We start from the raw sequence: 17,463 nt of genomic DNA on the forward strand, positions 1-17,463 counted from the left end.
CCGTTGGTCACGGCGATCGGCGTGCCCACAACAACCGCGCTGCCGTTGATGGCTGTGATGGCGTGGCTTGCGTTCTCGAAAGTATCGTTGCCGTTGACCGCGATGTTGACCGTCGTATCCTCGTTGGTCGTGATCGTGTCGTTGGCAATATCCACCACCGCCGAGACCGTGACGCTGACCGTGGACAGGCTGATGTTGCCGTTGCCGTCCGAGATCGACACCACGAAGCTGTCGCCGCCGTAGTAGTCGGCCGTCGGCGTGTAGGTATAGGCACCGGTTGCCGGGTTCACCGTCACCGTGCCATGCGCGGGAGCAGTCCCAACGCTGTAGGCCAACGTATCGCCGTCGCCGTCCACCGCCGAGACCTGGCCGGTAACAGCCACGTCCTCGGTGGTGCTGGTGGCATAGTTGCCGGTAGCCGGATCGAAGGTCTGACCTGGTACGGCCGGGTCCACTGTCATCGGCGCATCCGCCACAGCGGTGACCGTGACAGTGACCGTCGCCGTCTCCGTCACGCCCCCAGAAGTGACCGTGTAGGTGAAGCTGGTGGCGCCGTTGTAGTTCGCAGCGGGTGCGAAGTCCAAGGTGCCATCGGCCTTCAACGTCACCGAACCGTTGGCCACGGCGATCGGCGTGCCCACAACAACCGCGCTGCCGTTGATGGCTGTGATGGCGTGGCTGGCGTTTTCAAAGGTGTCGTTCGTATTGACGGCAATGTTGACCGTCGTGTCCTCGTTGGTCGTTACCGTGTCGTTGACAATGTCCACCACCGCCGAGACCGTAACGCTGACCGTGGACAGGCTGATGTTGCCGTTGCCGTCCGAGATCGACACCACGAAGCTGTCGCCGCCGTAGTAGTCGGCCGTCGGCGTGTAGGTGTAGGCACCCGTCGCTGGGTTCACCGTCACCGTGCCGTGCGCGGGTGAGGTGCCAAGGCTGTAGGTCAGCGTGTCTCCGTCCCCATCCACCGCCGAGACCTGGCCCGTGACGGCCGTGTCCTCAGTAGTGCTGGTGGCGTAGTTGCCCGTCGCCGGATCGAAGGTCTGACCTGGTACGGCCGGGTCCACCGTCATCGGCGCATCCGCCACGGCGGTGACTGTGACAGTGACGGTTGCCGTCTCCGTCACACCGCCCGAGGTCACCGTGTAGGTAAAGCTGGTCGATCCGTTGTAGTTGGCTGCGGGTGCGAAGTCCAACGTGCCGTCAGCCTTCAACGTCACCGAACCGTTGGATACCGCAATCGGCGTCCCCACAACAACCGAGCTGCCGTTGATCGCCGTGACGGCATGGCCCGCGTTTTCGAAGGTGTCGTTCGTATTGACGGCAATGTTGACCGTCGTGTCCTCGTTGGTCGTCACCGAATCGGTGGCGATATCCACCACCGCGGAGACGCTGACACTGACCGTGGACAACGTGATGTTGCCGTTGCCATCGGAGATCGCGACAACGAAGCTGTCGCTACCGTAGTAGTCGGCGGTCGGGGTGTAGGTGTAGGCGCCGGTCGTGGCGTTGACCGTCACGGAGCCATGCGCGGGCGCCGTCCCCACGCTATAGGCCAGCGTGTCGCCGTCGCCATCTACCGCCGACACCCGGCCAATGACAGCCGTGTCTTCAGTCGTGGTCGTCGCGTAATTGCCCGTGGCCGGGTCGAAGCTCTGACCCGGAACAGCGGGATCCACCGTCATCGGCGTATCCGCCACGGCGGTCACCGTGACATTGACCGTGGCCGTCTCGGAAGCCCCGCCCGAGGTCACCGTGTAGGTAAAACTGGTGGAACCGTTGTAGTTCGGAGCCGGTGCGAAGTCCAACGTGCCGTCCGCCTTCAACGTCACCGAACCGTTGGATACCGCAATCGGCGCCCCCACAACAACCGCGCTGCCATTAATCGCCGTGATGGCGTGGCCGGTGTTTTCAAAGGTGTCGTTCGTATTGACGGCGATATTGACCGTCGTGTCCTCGTTGGTCGTTACTGTGTCGTTGGCAATGTCCACCACCGCCGAGACCGTAACGCTGACCGTGGACAGGCTGACGTTGCCCGTGCCATCGCTGATGCTGATGACGAAGCTGTCGACGCCGTAGTAGTCGGCCGTCGGCGTGTAGGTATAGGCACCGGTTGCCGGGTTCACCGTCACCGTGCCATGCGCGGCCGTGGTCGATACGCTGTAGGTCAACGTATCGCCGTCGCCGTCCACCGCCGAGACCTGGCCGGTGACGGCCGTGTCTTCAACGGTGCTGGTGGCATAGTTGCCGGTAGCCGGATCGAAGGTCTGACCTGGTACGGCCGGGTCCACTGTCATCGGCGTATCCGCCACGGCGGTCACCGTGACATTGACCGTGGCCGTCTCCGTCACACCACCGGATGTGACGGTGTAAGTGAAGCTGGTCGAGCCGTTGTAATTGGCCGTCGGCGCAAAGTCCAAGGTGCCGTCGGCTTTGAGCGTCACCGAACCGTTGCTCACGACAATCGGCGTACCGACCACCACCGCGCTGCCGTTGATGGCTGCGATGGCGTGGCCCGCGTTTTCAAAGGTGTCGTTGGTGTTGACCGCGATGTTGACCGTCGTATCCTCGTTGGTCGTGATCGTGTCGTTGGCAATGTCCACCACCGCCGAGACCGTAACGCTAACCGTCGACAGGCTGATGTTGCCGGTGCCATCGCTGATGCTGATGACGAAGCTGTCGGCGCCGTAGTAGTCGGCCGTCGGCGTGTAGGTATAGGCACCGGTTGCCGGGTTCACCGTCACCGTGCCGTGCGCGGCCGTGGTCGATACGCCATAGGTCAGCGTGTCGCCGTCGCCGTCCACTGCCGATACCCGTCCGGTGACAGCCGTGTCCTCAGCAGTGCTGGTGGCGTAGTTGCCGGTAGCCGGGTCGAAGGTCTGACCTGGTACGGCCGGGTCCACTGTCATCGGCGCATCCGCCACGGCGGTGACCGTGACCGTAACGGTTGCCGTCTCCGTCACTCCCCCGGATGTGACCGTGTAGGTGAAGCTGGTGGAGCCGTTGTAGTTCGCAGCGGGTGCGAAGTCCAAGGTGCCATCGGCCTTCAACGTGACCGAGCCGTTGGTCACCGCAATCGGCGTCCCCACAACAACCGCGCTGCCATTGATAGCCGTGATGGCATGGCCCGCGCTCTCGAAGGTGTCGTTGCCGTTGACCGCGATATTCACCGTCGTGTCTTCATTGGTGGTCACCGTGTCGTTGGCAATATCCACCACCGCCGTTACCGTGACACTGACCGTGGACAACGTGATGTTGCCGTTGCCATCGGAGATCGCGACAACGAAGCTGTCGCTGCCGTAGTAGTCCGCCGTCGGCGTGTACGTGTAAGCACCCGTCGTGGCATTGACCGTTACCGTGCCGTGCGCGGGCGCGGTCCCAACGCTGTAGGCCAACGTGTCGCCGTCGGCATCCAGCGCCGACACCCGGCCAATGACGGCCGTGTCTTCAGTTGTGGTCGTCGCGTAGTTGCCCGTGGCTGGGTTAAAGGTCTGACCAGGAACCGCGGGGTCCACTGTCATCGGCGCATCCGCCACGGCGGTGACCGTGACGTTGACCGTGGCGGTCTCCGTCACACCACCAGAAGTGACCGTGTAGGTGAAGCTGGTGGCGCCGTTGTAGTTCGCAGCGGGTGCGAAGTCCAAGGTGCCATCGGCCTTCAACGTGACCAAGCCGTTGGCCACCGCAATCGGCGTGCCGACCACCACCGCGCTGCCATTGATGGCTGTGATGGCGTGGCCGGAGTTTTCAAAGGTGTCGTTGGCATTGACAGCGATGTTGACCGTCGTGTCTTCATTGGTGGTCACCGTGTCGTTGGCAATATCCACGACCGCCGACACCGTCACACTGACCGTCGACAGGCTGATGTTGCCGGTGCCATCGCTGATGCTGATGACGAAGCTGTCGGCGCCATAGTAGTCGGCCGTCGGCGTGTACGTGTAGGCGCCCGTTGCTGAATTCACCGTAACCGTGCCGCGTGCGGCGGTGGTCGATACGCCGTAGGTCAGCGTGTCGCCGTCGCCGTCCACCGCCGAGACCCGTCCCATGACGGCCGTGTCCTCGGTGGTGCTGGTGGCGTAGTTGCCGGTAGCCGGGTCGAAGGTCTGACCTGGTACGGCCGGGTCCACCGTCATCGGCGCATCCGCGACCGCCGCCACGGTGACGGTAACCGTTGCCGTCTCAACCGCGCCGCCCGACGTCACCGTGTAGGTAAAGCCGGTCGATCCGTTGTAGTTCGCAGCCGGAGCGAAGTCCAAGGTGCCGTCGGCCTTCAAGGTGACCGAACCATTGGTCACCGCAATCGGGGTACCGACCACCACCGCGCTGCCATTGACCGCCGTAATGACGTGCCCGGCGTTTTCGAACGTGTCGTTCGTGTTGACGGCGATATTGACCGTCGTGTCCTCGTTTGTGGTGATCGTGTCGTTGGCAATGTCCACCACGGCCGACACCGTGACGCTGACCGTGGACAGGCTGATGTTGCCGTTGCCGTCCGAGATCGACACCACGAAGCTGTCGCTGCCGTAGTAATCGGCCGTCGGGGTGTAGGTGTAGGCGCCCGTTGCTGAATTCACCGTGACCGTGCCATGCGCGGGGGCAGTCCCAACGCTGTAGGCCAACGTGTCGCCGTCGCCATCCACCGCCGATACCCGGCCAATGACGGCCGTGTCTTCCACGGTGGTGGTCGCGTAGTTGCCCGTGGCCGGGTCGAAGGTTTGACCCGGAACGGCCGGGTCCACCGTCATGGGTACATCCGCCACGGCGGTCACCGTGACATTGACCGTGGCCGTCTCGGTGACACCGCCCGAGGTCACCGTGTAGGTAAAGCTGGTCGATCCGTTGTAGTTGGCTGCGGGTGCGAAGTCCAACGTGCCGTCGGCCTTCAACGTCACCGAACCGTTGGATACCGCAATCGGCGTCCCCACAACAACCGTGCTGCCATTGATCGCCGTGATGGCATGGCTTGCGTTCTCGAAGGTGTCGTTGCCGTTGACCGCGATGTTGACCGTCGTGTCCTCGTTGGTCGTTACCGTGTCGTTGGCAATGTCCACCACCGCCGAGACCGTAACGCTGACCGTGGACAGGCTGATGTTGCCGTTGCCGTCCGAGATCGACACCACGAAGCTGTCGCCGCCGTAGTAATCCGCCGTCGGCGTGTAGGTGTAGGCGCCGGTTGTGGTGTTGACCGTCACCGTGCCGTGAGCGGCAGTCGTGCTGACGCTGTAGGCCAGCGTGTCACCGTCGCCGTCCACCGCCGAGACTTGACCCGTTACGGCCGTGTCCTCAGTAGTGCTGGTGGCGTAGTTGCCGGTAGCCGGGTCGAAGGTTTGGCCCGGAACCGCAGGGTCCACCGTCATCGGCGCATCCGCCACGGCGGTGACCGTGACCGTAACGGTTGCCGTCTCCGTCACTCCCCCGGATGTGACCGTGTAGGTGAAGCTGGTGGCGCCGTTGTAGTTCGCAGCGGGTGCGAAGTCCAAGGTGCCATCGGCCTTCAACGTGACCGAGCCGTTGGTCACCGCAATCGGCGTCCCCACAACAACCGCGCTGCCATTGATAGCCGTGATGGCATGGCCCGCGTTCTCGAAGGTGTCGTTGCCGTTGACCGCGATATTCACCGTCGTGTCTTCATTGGTGGTCACCGTGTCGTTGGCAATATCCACCACCGCCGTTACCGTGACACTGACCGTGGACAACGTGATGTTGCCGTTGCCATCGGAGATCGCGACAACGAAGCTGTCGCTGCCGTAGTAGTCCGCCGTCGGCGTGTACGTGTAAGCACCCGTCGTGGCATTGACCGTTACCGTGCCGTGCGCGGGCGCGGTCCCAACGCTGTAGGCCAACGTGTCGCCGTCGGCATCCAGCGCCGACACCCGGCCAATGACGGCCGTGTCCTCGGTGGTGCTGGTCGCGTAGTTGCCCGTGGCCGGATTGAACGTCTGACCCGGCACGGCGGGGTCCACCGTCATCGGCGCATCCGCCACGGCGGTGACCGTGACGTTGACCGTGGCGGTCTCCGTGACACCACCGGAAGTGACGGTGTAGGTGAAGCTGGCCGAGCCGTTGTCGTTGGCGGTCGGCGCGAAGTCCAGCGTGCCATCGGCCTTCAAGGTCACCGAACCATTGGTCACCGCGACCGGCGTCCCGACCACCACTGCACTGCCGTTGATCGCCGTGATGGCGTGGCCAGGATTTTCGAACGTGTCGTTGGCATTGACGGCGATGTTGACCGTCGTGTCCTCGTTCGTGGTGACCGAGTCGTTGGCGATATCCACCACCGCCGACACGGTCACGCTGATCGTGGACAGCGTGACGTTGCCCGTGCCGTCGCTGATGCTGACGACGAAGCTGTCACTGCCGTAGTAGTCGGCAGTCGGCGTGTACGTGTAAGCCCCCGTCGTGGCGTTGACGGTCACGGAACCATGTGCGGGCGCCGTTCCCACGCTGTAGGCCAGCGTGTCGCCGTCGCCATCCACCGCCGACACGCGGCCAACGACGGCCGTGTCTTCCACGGTAGTGGTCGCGTAGTTGCCCGTGGCCGGATTGAACGTTTGACCCGGAACGGCCGGGTCCACCGTCATGGGTACATCCGCCACGGTGGTCACCGTGACATTGACCGTGGCCGTCTCGGTGACACCACCGGAAGTGACGGTGTAGGTGAAACTGGTCGAGCCGTTGTAGTTCGCAGCCGGAGCGAAGTCCAAGGTGCCGTCGGCCTTCAAGGTGACCGAACCATTGGTCACCGCAATCGGGGTACCGACCACCACTGCACTACCGTTGATCGCCGTGATGGCGTGGCCAGGATTTTCGAACGTGTCGTTGGTGTTGACGGCGATATTGACCGTCGTGTCTTCGTTCGTGGTGACGGAATCGTTGGCAATATCCACCACCGCCGACACCATGACGCTGACCGTCGACAGGCTGATGTTGCCGGTGCCATCGGAGATCGCGACGACGAAGCTGTCGGTGCCGTAGTAGTCGGCCGTCGGCGTGTAGGTATACGCACCCGTCGTGGCGTTGACGGTGACCGAGCCATGCGCGGGGGCAGTCCCAACGCTGTAGGCCAACGTGTCGCCGTCGCCATCCACCGCCGACACCTGGCCAACGACGGCCATGTCTTCCACGGTGGTGGTCGCGTAGTTGCCCGTGGCCGGATTGAACGTTTGACCCGGAACGGCCGGGTCCACCGTCATGGGTACATCCGCCACGGCGGTCACCGTGACATTGACCGTGGCCGTCTCGGTGACACCACCGGAAGTGACCGTGTAGGTGAAGCTGGTCGAGCCGTTGTAGTTGGCTGCGGGTGCGAAGTCCAAGGTGCCGTCGGCTTTGAGCGTCACGGAACCGTTGCTCACCACGATCGGCGTTCCGACCACCATTGCGCTGCCATTGATTGCCGTAATGGCGTGGCCGCCATTCTCGAAGGTGTCGTTGGCATTGACGGCGATATTCACCGTCGTGTCTTCGTTAGTCGTAACCGTGTCGTTGGCAATATCCACCACCGCGGAGACGGTGACACTGACCGTGGACAACGTGATGTTGCCGTTGCCATCGGAAATCGCGACAACGAAGCTGTCGCTGCCGTAGTAATCGGCCGTCGGGGTGTAGGTGTAGGCGCCCGTCGTGGCGTTGACGGTGACCGAGCCATGCGCGGGGGCAGTCCCAACGCTGTAGGCCAACGTGTCGCCGTCGCCGTCCACCGCCGACACCTGGCCAACGACGGCCGCGTCTTCCACGGTGGTGGTCGCGTAGTTGCCCGTGGCCGGGTCGAAGGTTTGACCCGGAACGGCCGGGTCCACCGTCATGGGTACATCCGCCACGGCGGTCACCGTGACATTGACCGTGGCCGTCTCGGTGACACCGCCGGAAGTGACGGTGTAGGTGAAGCTGGTCGAGCCGTTGTAGTTGGCTGCGGGTACGAAGTCTAACGTGCCGTCAGCCTTCAACGTCACCGAACCGTTGGATACCGCAATCGGGATACCGACGACCACCGCGCTGCCATTGATCGCCGTGATGGCGTGCCCGGCGTTTTCGAAGGTGTCGTTGGCATTGACGGCGATATTGACCGCCGTGTCTTCGTTCGTAGTGACGGAATCGTTGGCAATATCCGCCACTGCCGACACCGTGACGCTGACCGTGGACAGGCTGACGTTGCCTGTGCCATCGGAGATCGCGACGACGAAGCTGTCGCTACCGTAGTAGTCGGCAGTCGGCGTGTAGGTATAGGCACCCGTCGCCGGGTTCACCGTCACCGTGCCATGCGCGGGAGCAGTCCCAACGCTGTAGGCCAACGTGTCGCCGTCGCCATCCACCGCCGACACCTGGCCAATGACGGCCGTATCTTCAACGGTGGAGGTCGCGTAGTTGCCCGTCGCCGGGTTGAAGGTCTGGCCGGGAACAGCAGGGTCCACCACCATCGGCGCATCCGCCACGGGCGTTACCGTGATGGTGACCGTTGCCGTTTCCACCGCGCCGCCCGACGTCACTGTGTACGTGAAGCTGGTCGAGCCGTTGTAGTTGGCCGCCGGCGCAAAGTCTAAGGTTCCGTCGGCCTTCAAGGTCACCGAACCGTTGCTCACCGCAATCGGCGTCCCCACAACAACCGCGCTGCCATTGATTGCCGTGATGGCGTGGCCGGCATTCTCAAAGGTGTCGTTTGTATTGACGGCGATATTCACCGTCGTGTCTTCGTTAGTCGTGATCGTATCGCCCGCGATATCCACCACCGCCGACACCGTCATGGTGACCGTCGTTTGCAAGACGCCGCCAAAGCCGTCCGACACCGTGACAACAAAACTGTCGGTGCCGTAGAAATCCGCCGTCGGCGTATAGGTGTAGGCGCCCGACGTGGCGTTGATGACCAGCGCGCCATGGGTTGGTGTCGTGCTGACGGTGTAGGTCACCGGGTTGCCGTCGGTGTCCAGCGCCGAGATCTGGCCGATGATGGCCACGTCTTCCTGCGTGGAGTTCTGGTAGTTGCCCGTCAGCGGGTCGTACGCTTGATTGCCAACGCGCGGGTCCAGCAGCACTGGCGGATCGTTGACCGGGGTAACGTTGACCGTCACCGTTGCAGTCTCCGTCACGCCGCCCGAACTGACCGTGTAGGTGAAACTGGTGGTGCCGTTGTAGTTGCCCGACGGCAGGAAGTTCAAGGTGCCGTTGGCCAGCAAGGTCACCGATCCATTGGCGACGCCGATCGGCGTGCCCACCACGGCGGACGTGCCGTTGATGGCGGTGATCGCCGGGCTGGAACCTTCGAACGAGTCGTTGGCCAGTACGGCAATGTTGATGGCCGTGTCTTCGTCGGTGGTGACCGAGTCGCCGGCGATGTCCACCACCGCCGAGACGGTCACCGAGACGGTGCTTTGCAGCAGGCCGCCATTGCCGTCGCTGACGCTCACCACGAAGCTGTCGCTGCCGTTGTAGTCGCCGGTGGGCGTGTAGGTGTAGGCGCCCGTTGCCGCGTCGATCGTCACCAAACCATGCGCGGGCTGCGTGGACACCGTGTAGGCCAGGGTGTTGCCGTCCACATCGGTTGCCGATACCCGGCCGCTGACGGGCGCGTCTTCCAGGGTGCTGACGGCGTAGCCGCCGGTGGCGGGGTTGAATACCTGGCCCGCGACCGCCGGGTCGACCAGGACCGGAAGGTCGTTGACCGCCGTCACGGTGACGTTCACCGTGGCGGTTTCCGTAACGCCGCCCGATGTCACCGTGTAGGTGAAGCTGGCCACGCCGTTGTAGTTGGCGGCGGGCGCGAAGTCCAGGGTGCCATCCGCCTTCAGCGTCACCGAACCGTTGCTGACCGTCACCGGCGTACCGACCACCACCGCGCCGCCGTTGATGGCGGTGATCGCATGCGTGGCGTCCTCGAAGGTATCGTTGGCGTTGACGGCGATGTTGACCGGGGTGTCTTCATTGGTCGTGATCGTGTCGTTGGCGATGTCCGCTACCGCCGCCACGGTGAAGCTCACCGTGGACTGCACCGTGCCGCCGTGGCCGTCCGACACCGTGACCACGAAGCTGTCGCTGCCGTTGTAGTCGACGGACGGCGTGTACGTGTAGACGCCCGTCGAGGTGTTGATGATGACCAGGCCGTGGGTCGGTTGCGTCGACACCGCATAGGCAAGAGTGTCGTTGTCCGGGTCGGTGGCCGACACGCGGCCGGTGAAGGCCGTGTCTTCCGTGGCGCTGACGGCATAGTTGCCGGTGCCCGCGTTGAAGGTCTGGCCCGGGACCGCCGGGTCGGCGGGCACGGGCGGGCGGTTGCCCGGCGCCACCACGATGGTCGATACCGCCGAGGCCGACACGGATCCGCCCGTGTCGGTCACGGTGAAGGTGAGCAGCCGCGCGCCGGCCGTAGCGGACAACAAGGTATCGCGGTAGGTCGCGCCGCGCACCAGGGTGTCCAGCACCGTATCGGCGATGACGCCGCCGCCGTTGCGCGTGATCACAAAGCCACCGGCGACGGTGTAGTTCACCAGCAGGACCACGCTATTGACGGTCACCGTGTTCGACGACGACGCGTTCAGCGCGAAGCTGGCGCCGCCCAGGGTGATGACCTCGTTGGCGCCGTCCTGCACGCCGGATACGGTGATGGCCAGCTGCTGGATGTCGTTGTCGCCAAAATCCGTGACGTCGGCCGTGCCCGTCGCAACGTTCACGGCGGCGCCGGCGCCCGTTTGGGTGCCGCTGTACGTCAGCGTGCCGTCCGCCGCGCCCACCGTCGAATTCAGATCGATGACGGGTGCGTTGACGCTGTCGCGCCAGTTGAAGTTGCGCGTCAGCGGTACGGCGTTGCTGCCGTTGACCGCCGTGTCCAGGTCGGTATCGGCCAGGTTGAACGACACGACGGTGGCCGTCAGACCCGATCCGCTGGTGTTGACAATGCCGTCCTGCACCGCGTAGCCATCGTTGACGGTGCCGTGTTCAAAGATGTCCAGCAGACCATCCTGGTCGGTGTCCGTGGTAATGGTCACCGAGGTCGCTTGGCCATCGCCGCGTTCGGCCACATCGGCCGTGCCATCGTTGTCGCTGTCGGTATCCCGATAGTCGGCCAGGGCGTCGCCGTCGGTGTTAACCGGAGTCAGGCCCAGGCTGGCGGCGGCCGTTTTTCTGCTGCCGCTGACGGTGTCGGCGTCATAGCGGTCGTCCAGGCCGTCCTGGTCCACGTCAACGATCGACACGCCCTGGCCGCTGGGCGGCTTGTAGGCCGCCGTGGTCTGCGCTTCCACATTGTCGGTAATGCCGTCGTTGTCGCTGTCCAGATCCAGGCGGTCAACGATGCCATCGGCGTCGGTACTGTTGGTTTCGTTGATGTCCAGGATGCCGTCGTTGTCGTCGTCGATGTCGGCCACATTGGCCACGCTATCGCCATCGGTATCCAGCGGTGTGATGGTGGCAACCGCCACGTTGGACGCGGTAGGCGCCGCGACCGACGTGGCTTGTACCGAGATGGTGCGCGCGGCGGTCGAGCCGGACGTGGTGGTAAACGTGACCAGACCCAGCGCGGTCTGGTAGTTGGCCAGCGTGGTGTTGCCGCTTAACGTCAGCACGCCGGTGCCGCTGTTGTAGCTGGCCGTGATGCCGGCCACGGCACTACCCAGCGCCAGCGTGTCGGCCGCCGTGGCGCCCGACAAGGTGATCGTCATCGAGGCCAGGTTATTGCCCTCGGGGTCGGTGACCGACACCAGGTTGCCGATAGCGACGGTGGTTTGGTCGTACGTCGCGCTGTGGTTCGAACCGGCGGTCGCGCCATTCAGGTCGATGCGCGCCGCGTCCTGCACCTGCGTCACCGTGACCGTGACGTTGGCGGTCTCGGTCATGGTTCCGGTGGTGACCGTATACGAGAATACGACGTTGCCCGAGGCCGCCGTGCCCGGATAATCGGCGGCTGGCGTGAAGGTCAGCGTGCCGTCGGCGTTCAACACCACCGAGCCGTTGGTGACGGCCACTGCCGCGCCGCCTGCGGTGATCGGGGAGCCGTTGATGGCCGACACCACACGGCCGCTGTTCTCGAAGGTATCGTTGCCCAGCACATTGATGATCACCGCCGTGTCTTCGGCGGTGGTGGCCGTGTCCGCCGTGATGTCGGCAATGGCGTTGATGGTCAGGCCGACCGAACCCGTCGCGCCGGAGAAGGCGCTGGCGCCGCCGTTGACGCTGGCGTCCGCGGTGCCGCCGTTCGTACCGCTGGTCTGATCCCAGGCACGGATCGTCAGCGAGGCCGTGCCGTTGTAGTCCGCGTTCGGGCGGAAGTACACGCGGGAATTAGCGCTGTTGGCCAGCAGCAGGGCGCTGGTGTTGGACACCGCGCTCATCTGGGTCCAGTTGGCCCCGTTGTTGGTCGAATACCACCACGTGCCGTTGGTGGTGTCGGCGCCCACGATGGCCACGCCGCTCAGCGCGCCACTGTCGTCGTCGGACGTCGAGCCGATGAAGTTGTTGACTGACGTGCCGACCGCGCCCGTGGGCACGGGCGCGGGCACGCTGGCATTCAAGTCTTCGTTGATCGTCGCCAGCGTGCGCGTGGCCACGTTCAACACCGGCGCATCATTGATGTCCGTGATGAAGACGACGACGGAGTCACTGACGCTTGAGAACGCGTTTGACGTACCGATACTGACTTTGGTGCCCGCCGTGCCGGAACTTTGGTCCCAACCGCGCAAGGACATTTCAATGGTCGCATCGCCCGTGAAGCCGGCATCCGGCACGTAGTAGATGCGCGCGTCCGGCGAGTCGGGCAACAGCAGCGCGTTACTGCTCGACACGGCGCCCATCGCCGCCCACGTGGCGCCACCATCCAGCGAAAACCACCAGTCGCCGTGCGTGCCGGTGATGCTGATGATCGCAACCCCTTTGAGGGCGCCTGCGTCCGCATCTGTCAGGCCGGCCGTGAAGTGGGAAACCAGCACCCCCACGGCGCCGACCGGTGCGGGTGCGTCCTCGTTGCCGGTGTAAAGCAGATCCAACGAGGTATTGAGCACGGGCGCGGTGTTCGCCCGCATGGCTATCGTGTCGGTCGCGGTCGAGAATGCGGTCGAGCCGCCGTTGACCGTCGCGTCGCCCGTACCGCCGTTGGTGCCGCTGGTTCGGTCCCAGGCGCGGATGGTCAGCGCGCTGGCCACATTGCCCAGGACGCCGGAGTTGGGCCGGAAGTACAGCCGCGTCGCGCCGTCGGCCGCCAGCAGGCGGGCCGTACCTTCGGTCAACGTGGTGACCTGCGTCCAGTTGTCTCCGTTGTCCAGCGAGTAGTACAGCGTGCCGGAGCTGTTTATCGCCGTCACGGCAACGCCCTTGAGCGCGCCCGTGTCGGCGTCCGTGATACCGCCTACCAGGTCTGACACCAGGATGCCCACCTGGTTGTTCGGCGCCCCGTTGGTCGGCATGACCGCCACGACCGTAAGGCTCGTATCCGCCAGCACCGGCGCATCGTTGACCGGCGTGATGGCAAGCGACAAGTCTGCGCTGGAGGCGCCGCCCGGTGTGGTGATGGTGTAGCGCACCACGGGCACCGGGCCGTCGTAGTTGGATGCCGGGTTGAAGGTGTAGGAGCCATCGGCGTTCAGCGTGAATGTGCCCGTGGGGACGCCGTTGCGCATGAGCGTGGTCGCAACGCCAAGCGTGATCGCCGTGTCCGGCGTGCCGTCGGCGTTGCTGTCATAGCTGGCGGCGGTAACGCTGCCGTTGCGGTTGAAGGTGTCGTTGGCCAGCAGACCCGCCGCCGCCGATACCGACAGCGGCGTGTCTTCCACGGCGGTCGCGGTATCTGCTTGCGCCACGGGCGGGGCGATGCCGACGAAGTTGTCACGCCAGTTCAGGTCGGCGCTCAGGGCCTGGGCGTTGCTGCCATTGGCCAGGATGTCGCCGTCGCCATCGGCCAGGGTGAAGCCGGTAACGGTGGCCGTCAGGCCGCTGCCGCTGGTGATGACGTTGCCGTCCTGCACGGCAAAGCCGTCGTTGACGGTACCGTGTTCGAAGATGTTCAGCAGGCCGTCCTGGTCGGTGTCCGTCGTGCTGGTCACCGAGGTCGCCTGGCCGTCGCCACGCTCGGCTACGTCGGCCGTGCCATCGTTGTCGCTGTCCGCGTCGTAGAAGTCCTTGGTGCCGTCGCCATCGGAGTCCACCGGCGTCAGGCCCAGGCTGGCTGCCCCGGTCGTCTTGTTGACGCCGGTAGTGTCGGCGTCATAGCGATCATCCAGCCCGTCAGCGTCTACGTCGATCATGGCCAGGCCCTGGCCGCTGGGCGGCTTGTAGCCGGCCGTGCTCTGGGCTTCGACGTTGTCGGTGATGCCGTCGTTGTCGCTATCCAGATCCAGCCGGTCGATCAGCCCGTCGCCGTCGTGATCGTTGGCGGTGTTGAACGAACTGACCTTGTAGACCTGCACATCGTCCAAACCCAGATAGGCGCCGTCGCCGCCGGCCGGACGGGCAATGGAGAACACCACGACCGGCGCGTTCGACGTGGCGGTGAACGTGATTTCGCCCTTGGACCAGGTCTTGAAGTTGTTGCCGTTGTAGGTCAGCGTATCGGCGTTATACGACACCCCGTCCACGGTGACCACGAAGTACGCCTGCATCCCGGTCAGGGTCAGGCCGTTGACGCCGCCAAAGATCTCCTGGAACGAAATGCGCACCACGTCGCCCACTTGTATGCCGGCCGACACGGGAATGATCACTTGCGCGGCTTCTTCCACGAAGCCGCTATAGATCCCCATGAACACCTGGCCCTCTGCCGCGCCGGGCACGCCGTTCATGGCGCCGGCCCACTGGCCCGACCCCGCCAACGAGAAGCTTCCCTTCCAGGTGTCGGGCGTGGCCTGGGCTTCGGTAAACCCGGTGCCGTTGATATTGAAGTTCAGACTGTCGTTCTCGGTGCCCGCGACGCCCGAGGCGCCCTCCATGGAACCATCGATCAGCGACGGCGGAATGACCTGCGTCTCGGCCGTGTCCAGGATGCCGTCGTTGTCGTCGTCCAGATCCGCCACATTGGCCACGCCATCGCTGTCCGTGTCGATGGCGGTGATCGTGGCGACCGCCACATTGGATGCCGTGGGGGCAATGGCCGACGTGGCCTGTACCGAAATGGTTCGCGCGGCGGTCGAGCCCGACGTGGTCGTGAAATAGACCTGGCCAAGCGCGGTTTGGTACGTGGCCAGCGCGGCGTTACCCGTCAGCGTCAACACGCCCGTGCCGCTGTTGTAGCTGGCCGTGATGCCATTGACGGTGCCGCCCAGCGACAAGGTGTCCGCGGCGGTTGCGCCCGCCAGGGTGATGGTCATCGACGCCAGGTTGTTGCCTTCGGGGTCGGTGACCGTCACTTGCTTGCCGATGGCGACCGTGATCTGGTCGTAGGGGGTGCTGTAGTTCGCGCCCGCGGCCGATCCATCCAGATCGATGCGCGGCGCGTCCTGCACCTGCGTCACCGTAACGGTGACGTTCGCCGTCTCGGTCACGCCGCCCGACGTGGCCGTGTAGCTGAAGACGGTATTGGCCGACGCCGCCGCGCCCGGATAATCCGGTGACGGGGTGAAGGTGATCGTGCCGTCGGCGTTCAACACGACGGCTCCGTTGCTGACGCTGACCGCCGGCCCGCCCACGGTGATCGCCGCGCCATTGATGGCCGTGACGACGCGCCCGCTGTTCTCGAACGTATCGTTGCCCAGCACGTTGATGACGACGGGCGTTTCTTCGGCGGTGGTGGCGGTGTCCGCCACGATGTCCGCAACGGCGCTGACGGTGATCGTGACCGCGCTGGTGGCGGACGAGAATGCCGTGATGCCGCCGTTGACACTGGCGTCCGCCGTCGCGCCATTGGTGCCGCTGGTCTGGTCCCAGGCGCGGATCGTCAGCGCGGCCGTGCCGTTGAAGTCCGCGTTGGGGCGGAAGTACACGCGCGAGTTGGCGCTGTTGGCCAGCAGCACCGCGCTGCTGTCGGACACGGTGCCCATCTGGGTCCAGTTCGTGCCGTTGTTGGCCGAATACCACCACGTGCCGTTGGCCGTGTCGGCGCCCACGATGGCCACGCCCGTCAACGGGCCGGCATCGACATCCGAGGTGGAGCCGATGAAGTTGTTGACGGACGAGCCGACCGCGCCGGTCGGCACGGGCGCGGGCACACCGGCGTTCAGGTCTTCGTTGATGGCCGACAAGGTACGCGTGGCCGCGTTGAGCACCGGCGCGTCATTGACGGCCGTGACCGACATCGCCACCGTATCCGAGGCGGTCGACACCGCGCCGGAAATCGTGGCGGGATTTACCTTGGTGCCCACCGTGCCCGCCGTCTGATCCCAGCCGCGCAGCGTCAGCGCATTGCCGGCGCTGCCGTTGAAATTCAGGTTGGGCTGATAGTAGAGCCGCGCGTTCGGCGTGTCGGCCAGCAGCAACGCGCTGGTCGTGCCGACGGTGCCCACCGAGGTCCAGTTGGCGCCGCCGTCCAACGAATACCACCACGTACCGTTTGTGGTCGTGGCGCCGATCACCGCGATGCCCTTGACCGCGCCCGGATCCAGGTCGGTCAGGCCCACCGTGTAGGTCGAAACGGTGACGCCTACCGCGCCGACGGGCGCGCCGGAGTCTTCCGAGCCGGTGTAGACCAGGTTCTGCAGCGGGTCCAATACCGGCGGCAGCAACACATGGTTCCAGTCCTGTGCCGCCACCGCCATGGCTTCGATCGACCCGCTTGTGCGTTCCAGCGTCCAGTCGCCACCCAACGACGCCGCGCCGGTGTAGTCAGTGGACGCGGCCACGTCCGCCCCGGTGATGACGCCCAGCGTCTGCACCGCCGCCGCGCCCAGGTCGCCCTTGCCGAAGTCGCAACCGTAAAGCAGCACGTCGGCGTCGGCGCTCAAAACCGAGCCGATCTGCATCAGCTCAGCGCGGTATTCGCCTTGCATGGATTCCAACGTCAGCGTCGCCGTGCCCAGTTGCAGGGTTCCCTCTTCACCGTGGCTAAGGATATGGACGGCGTCCACGTCGTGACGGCCGTTCAGCGTGTCGGCGATGAAGCGCAGGCCGTCCACGCCGGACTCAATGAAGTGCACCTCGGCCCCTGGCGGCAGCGCCTTCGCCAACGCATCCGCCTGCTCCACCGAGCGATCGATGAAGTAGACCTCGCTACGCTCGACCAGCGGCTCGGCCGGCGCGGCCTTGTGCTGCTCCACCGCGCCCAGGGCGGCGATCAGCTGCGCGTGCTCTTGCGTTTCGGCCGCGGGCGGCGCGTCCGGGACGGCGTGCGCCGCCTCCTGCGCGGTCTTGGCGACCGCGGCGTCCAGCAAGACACGAGGTTCCAAAGCCTGGAGGAAGAGGCGCGACGTCAGCGTGCGAGCGCCGAGGGCTTGCGAGGTCTTCTTGCCGAAACGCGAAGCGGACGATTTTTTCAAAATACACCTCTCACAGAGATCGCTGAAGCGGGGCGCGTCGATGCGCCCGCCAAATTTCTTGCTACGAACAGGGCAGGCGTTGCCG

General features: G+C 64.9%; 1 protein-coding gene. It reads right to left on the minus strand.

What is annotated here, in order from left to right; genetic code table 11:
* Positions 1-17,273: tandem-95 repeat protein (locus V6F88_RS08810; protein WP_332608971.1), on the minus strand; the 17,273-nt coding region annotated here is incomplete at its 3' end.
* Between the last annotated feature and the right edge of the window lie 190 nt (positions 17,274-17,463).

Origin of the sequence: Achromobacter sp. ESBL13 (genome assembly GCF_036668755.1) — a bacterium.
Taxonomy (GTDB): domain Bacteria; phylum Pseudomonadota; class Gammaproteobacteria; order Burkholderiales; family Burkholderiaceae_B; genus Achromobacter.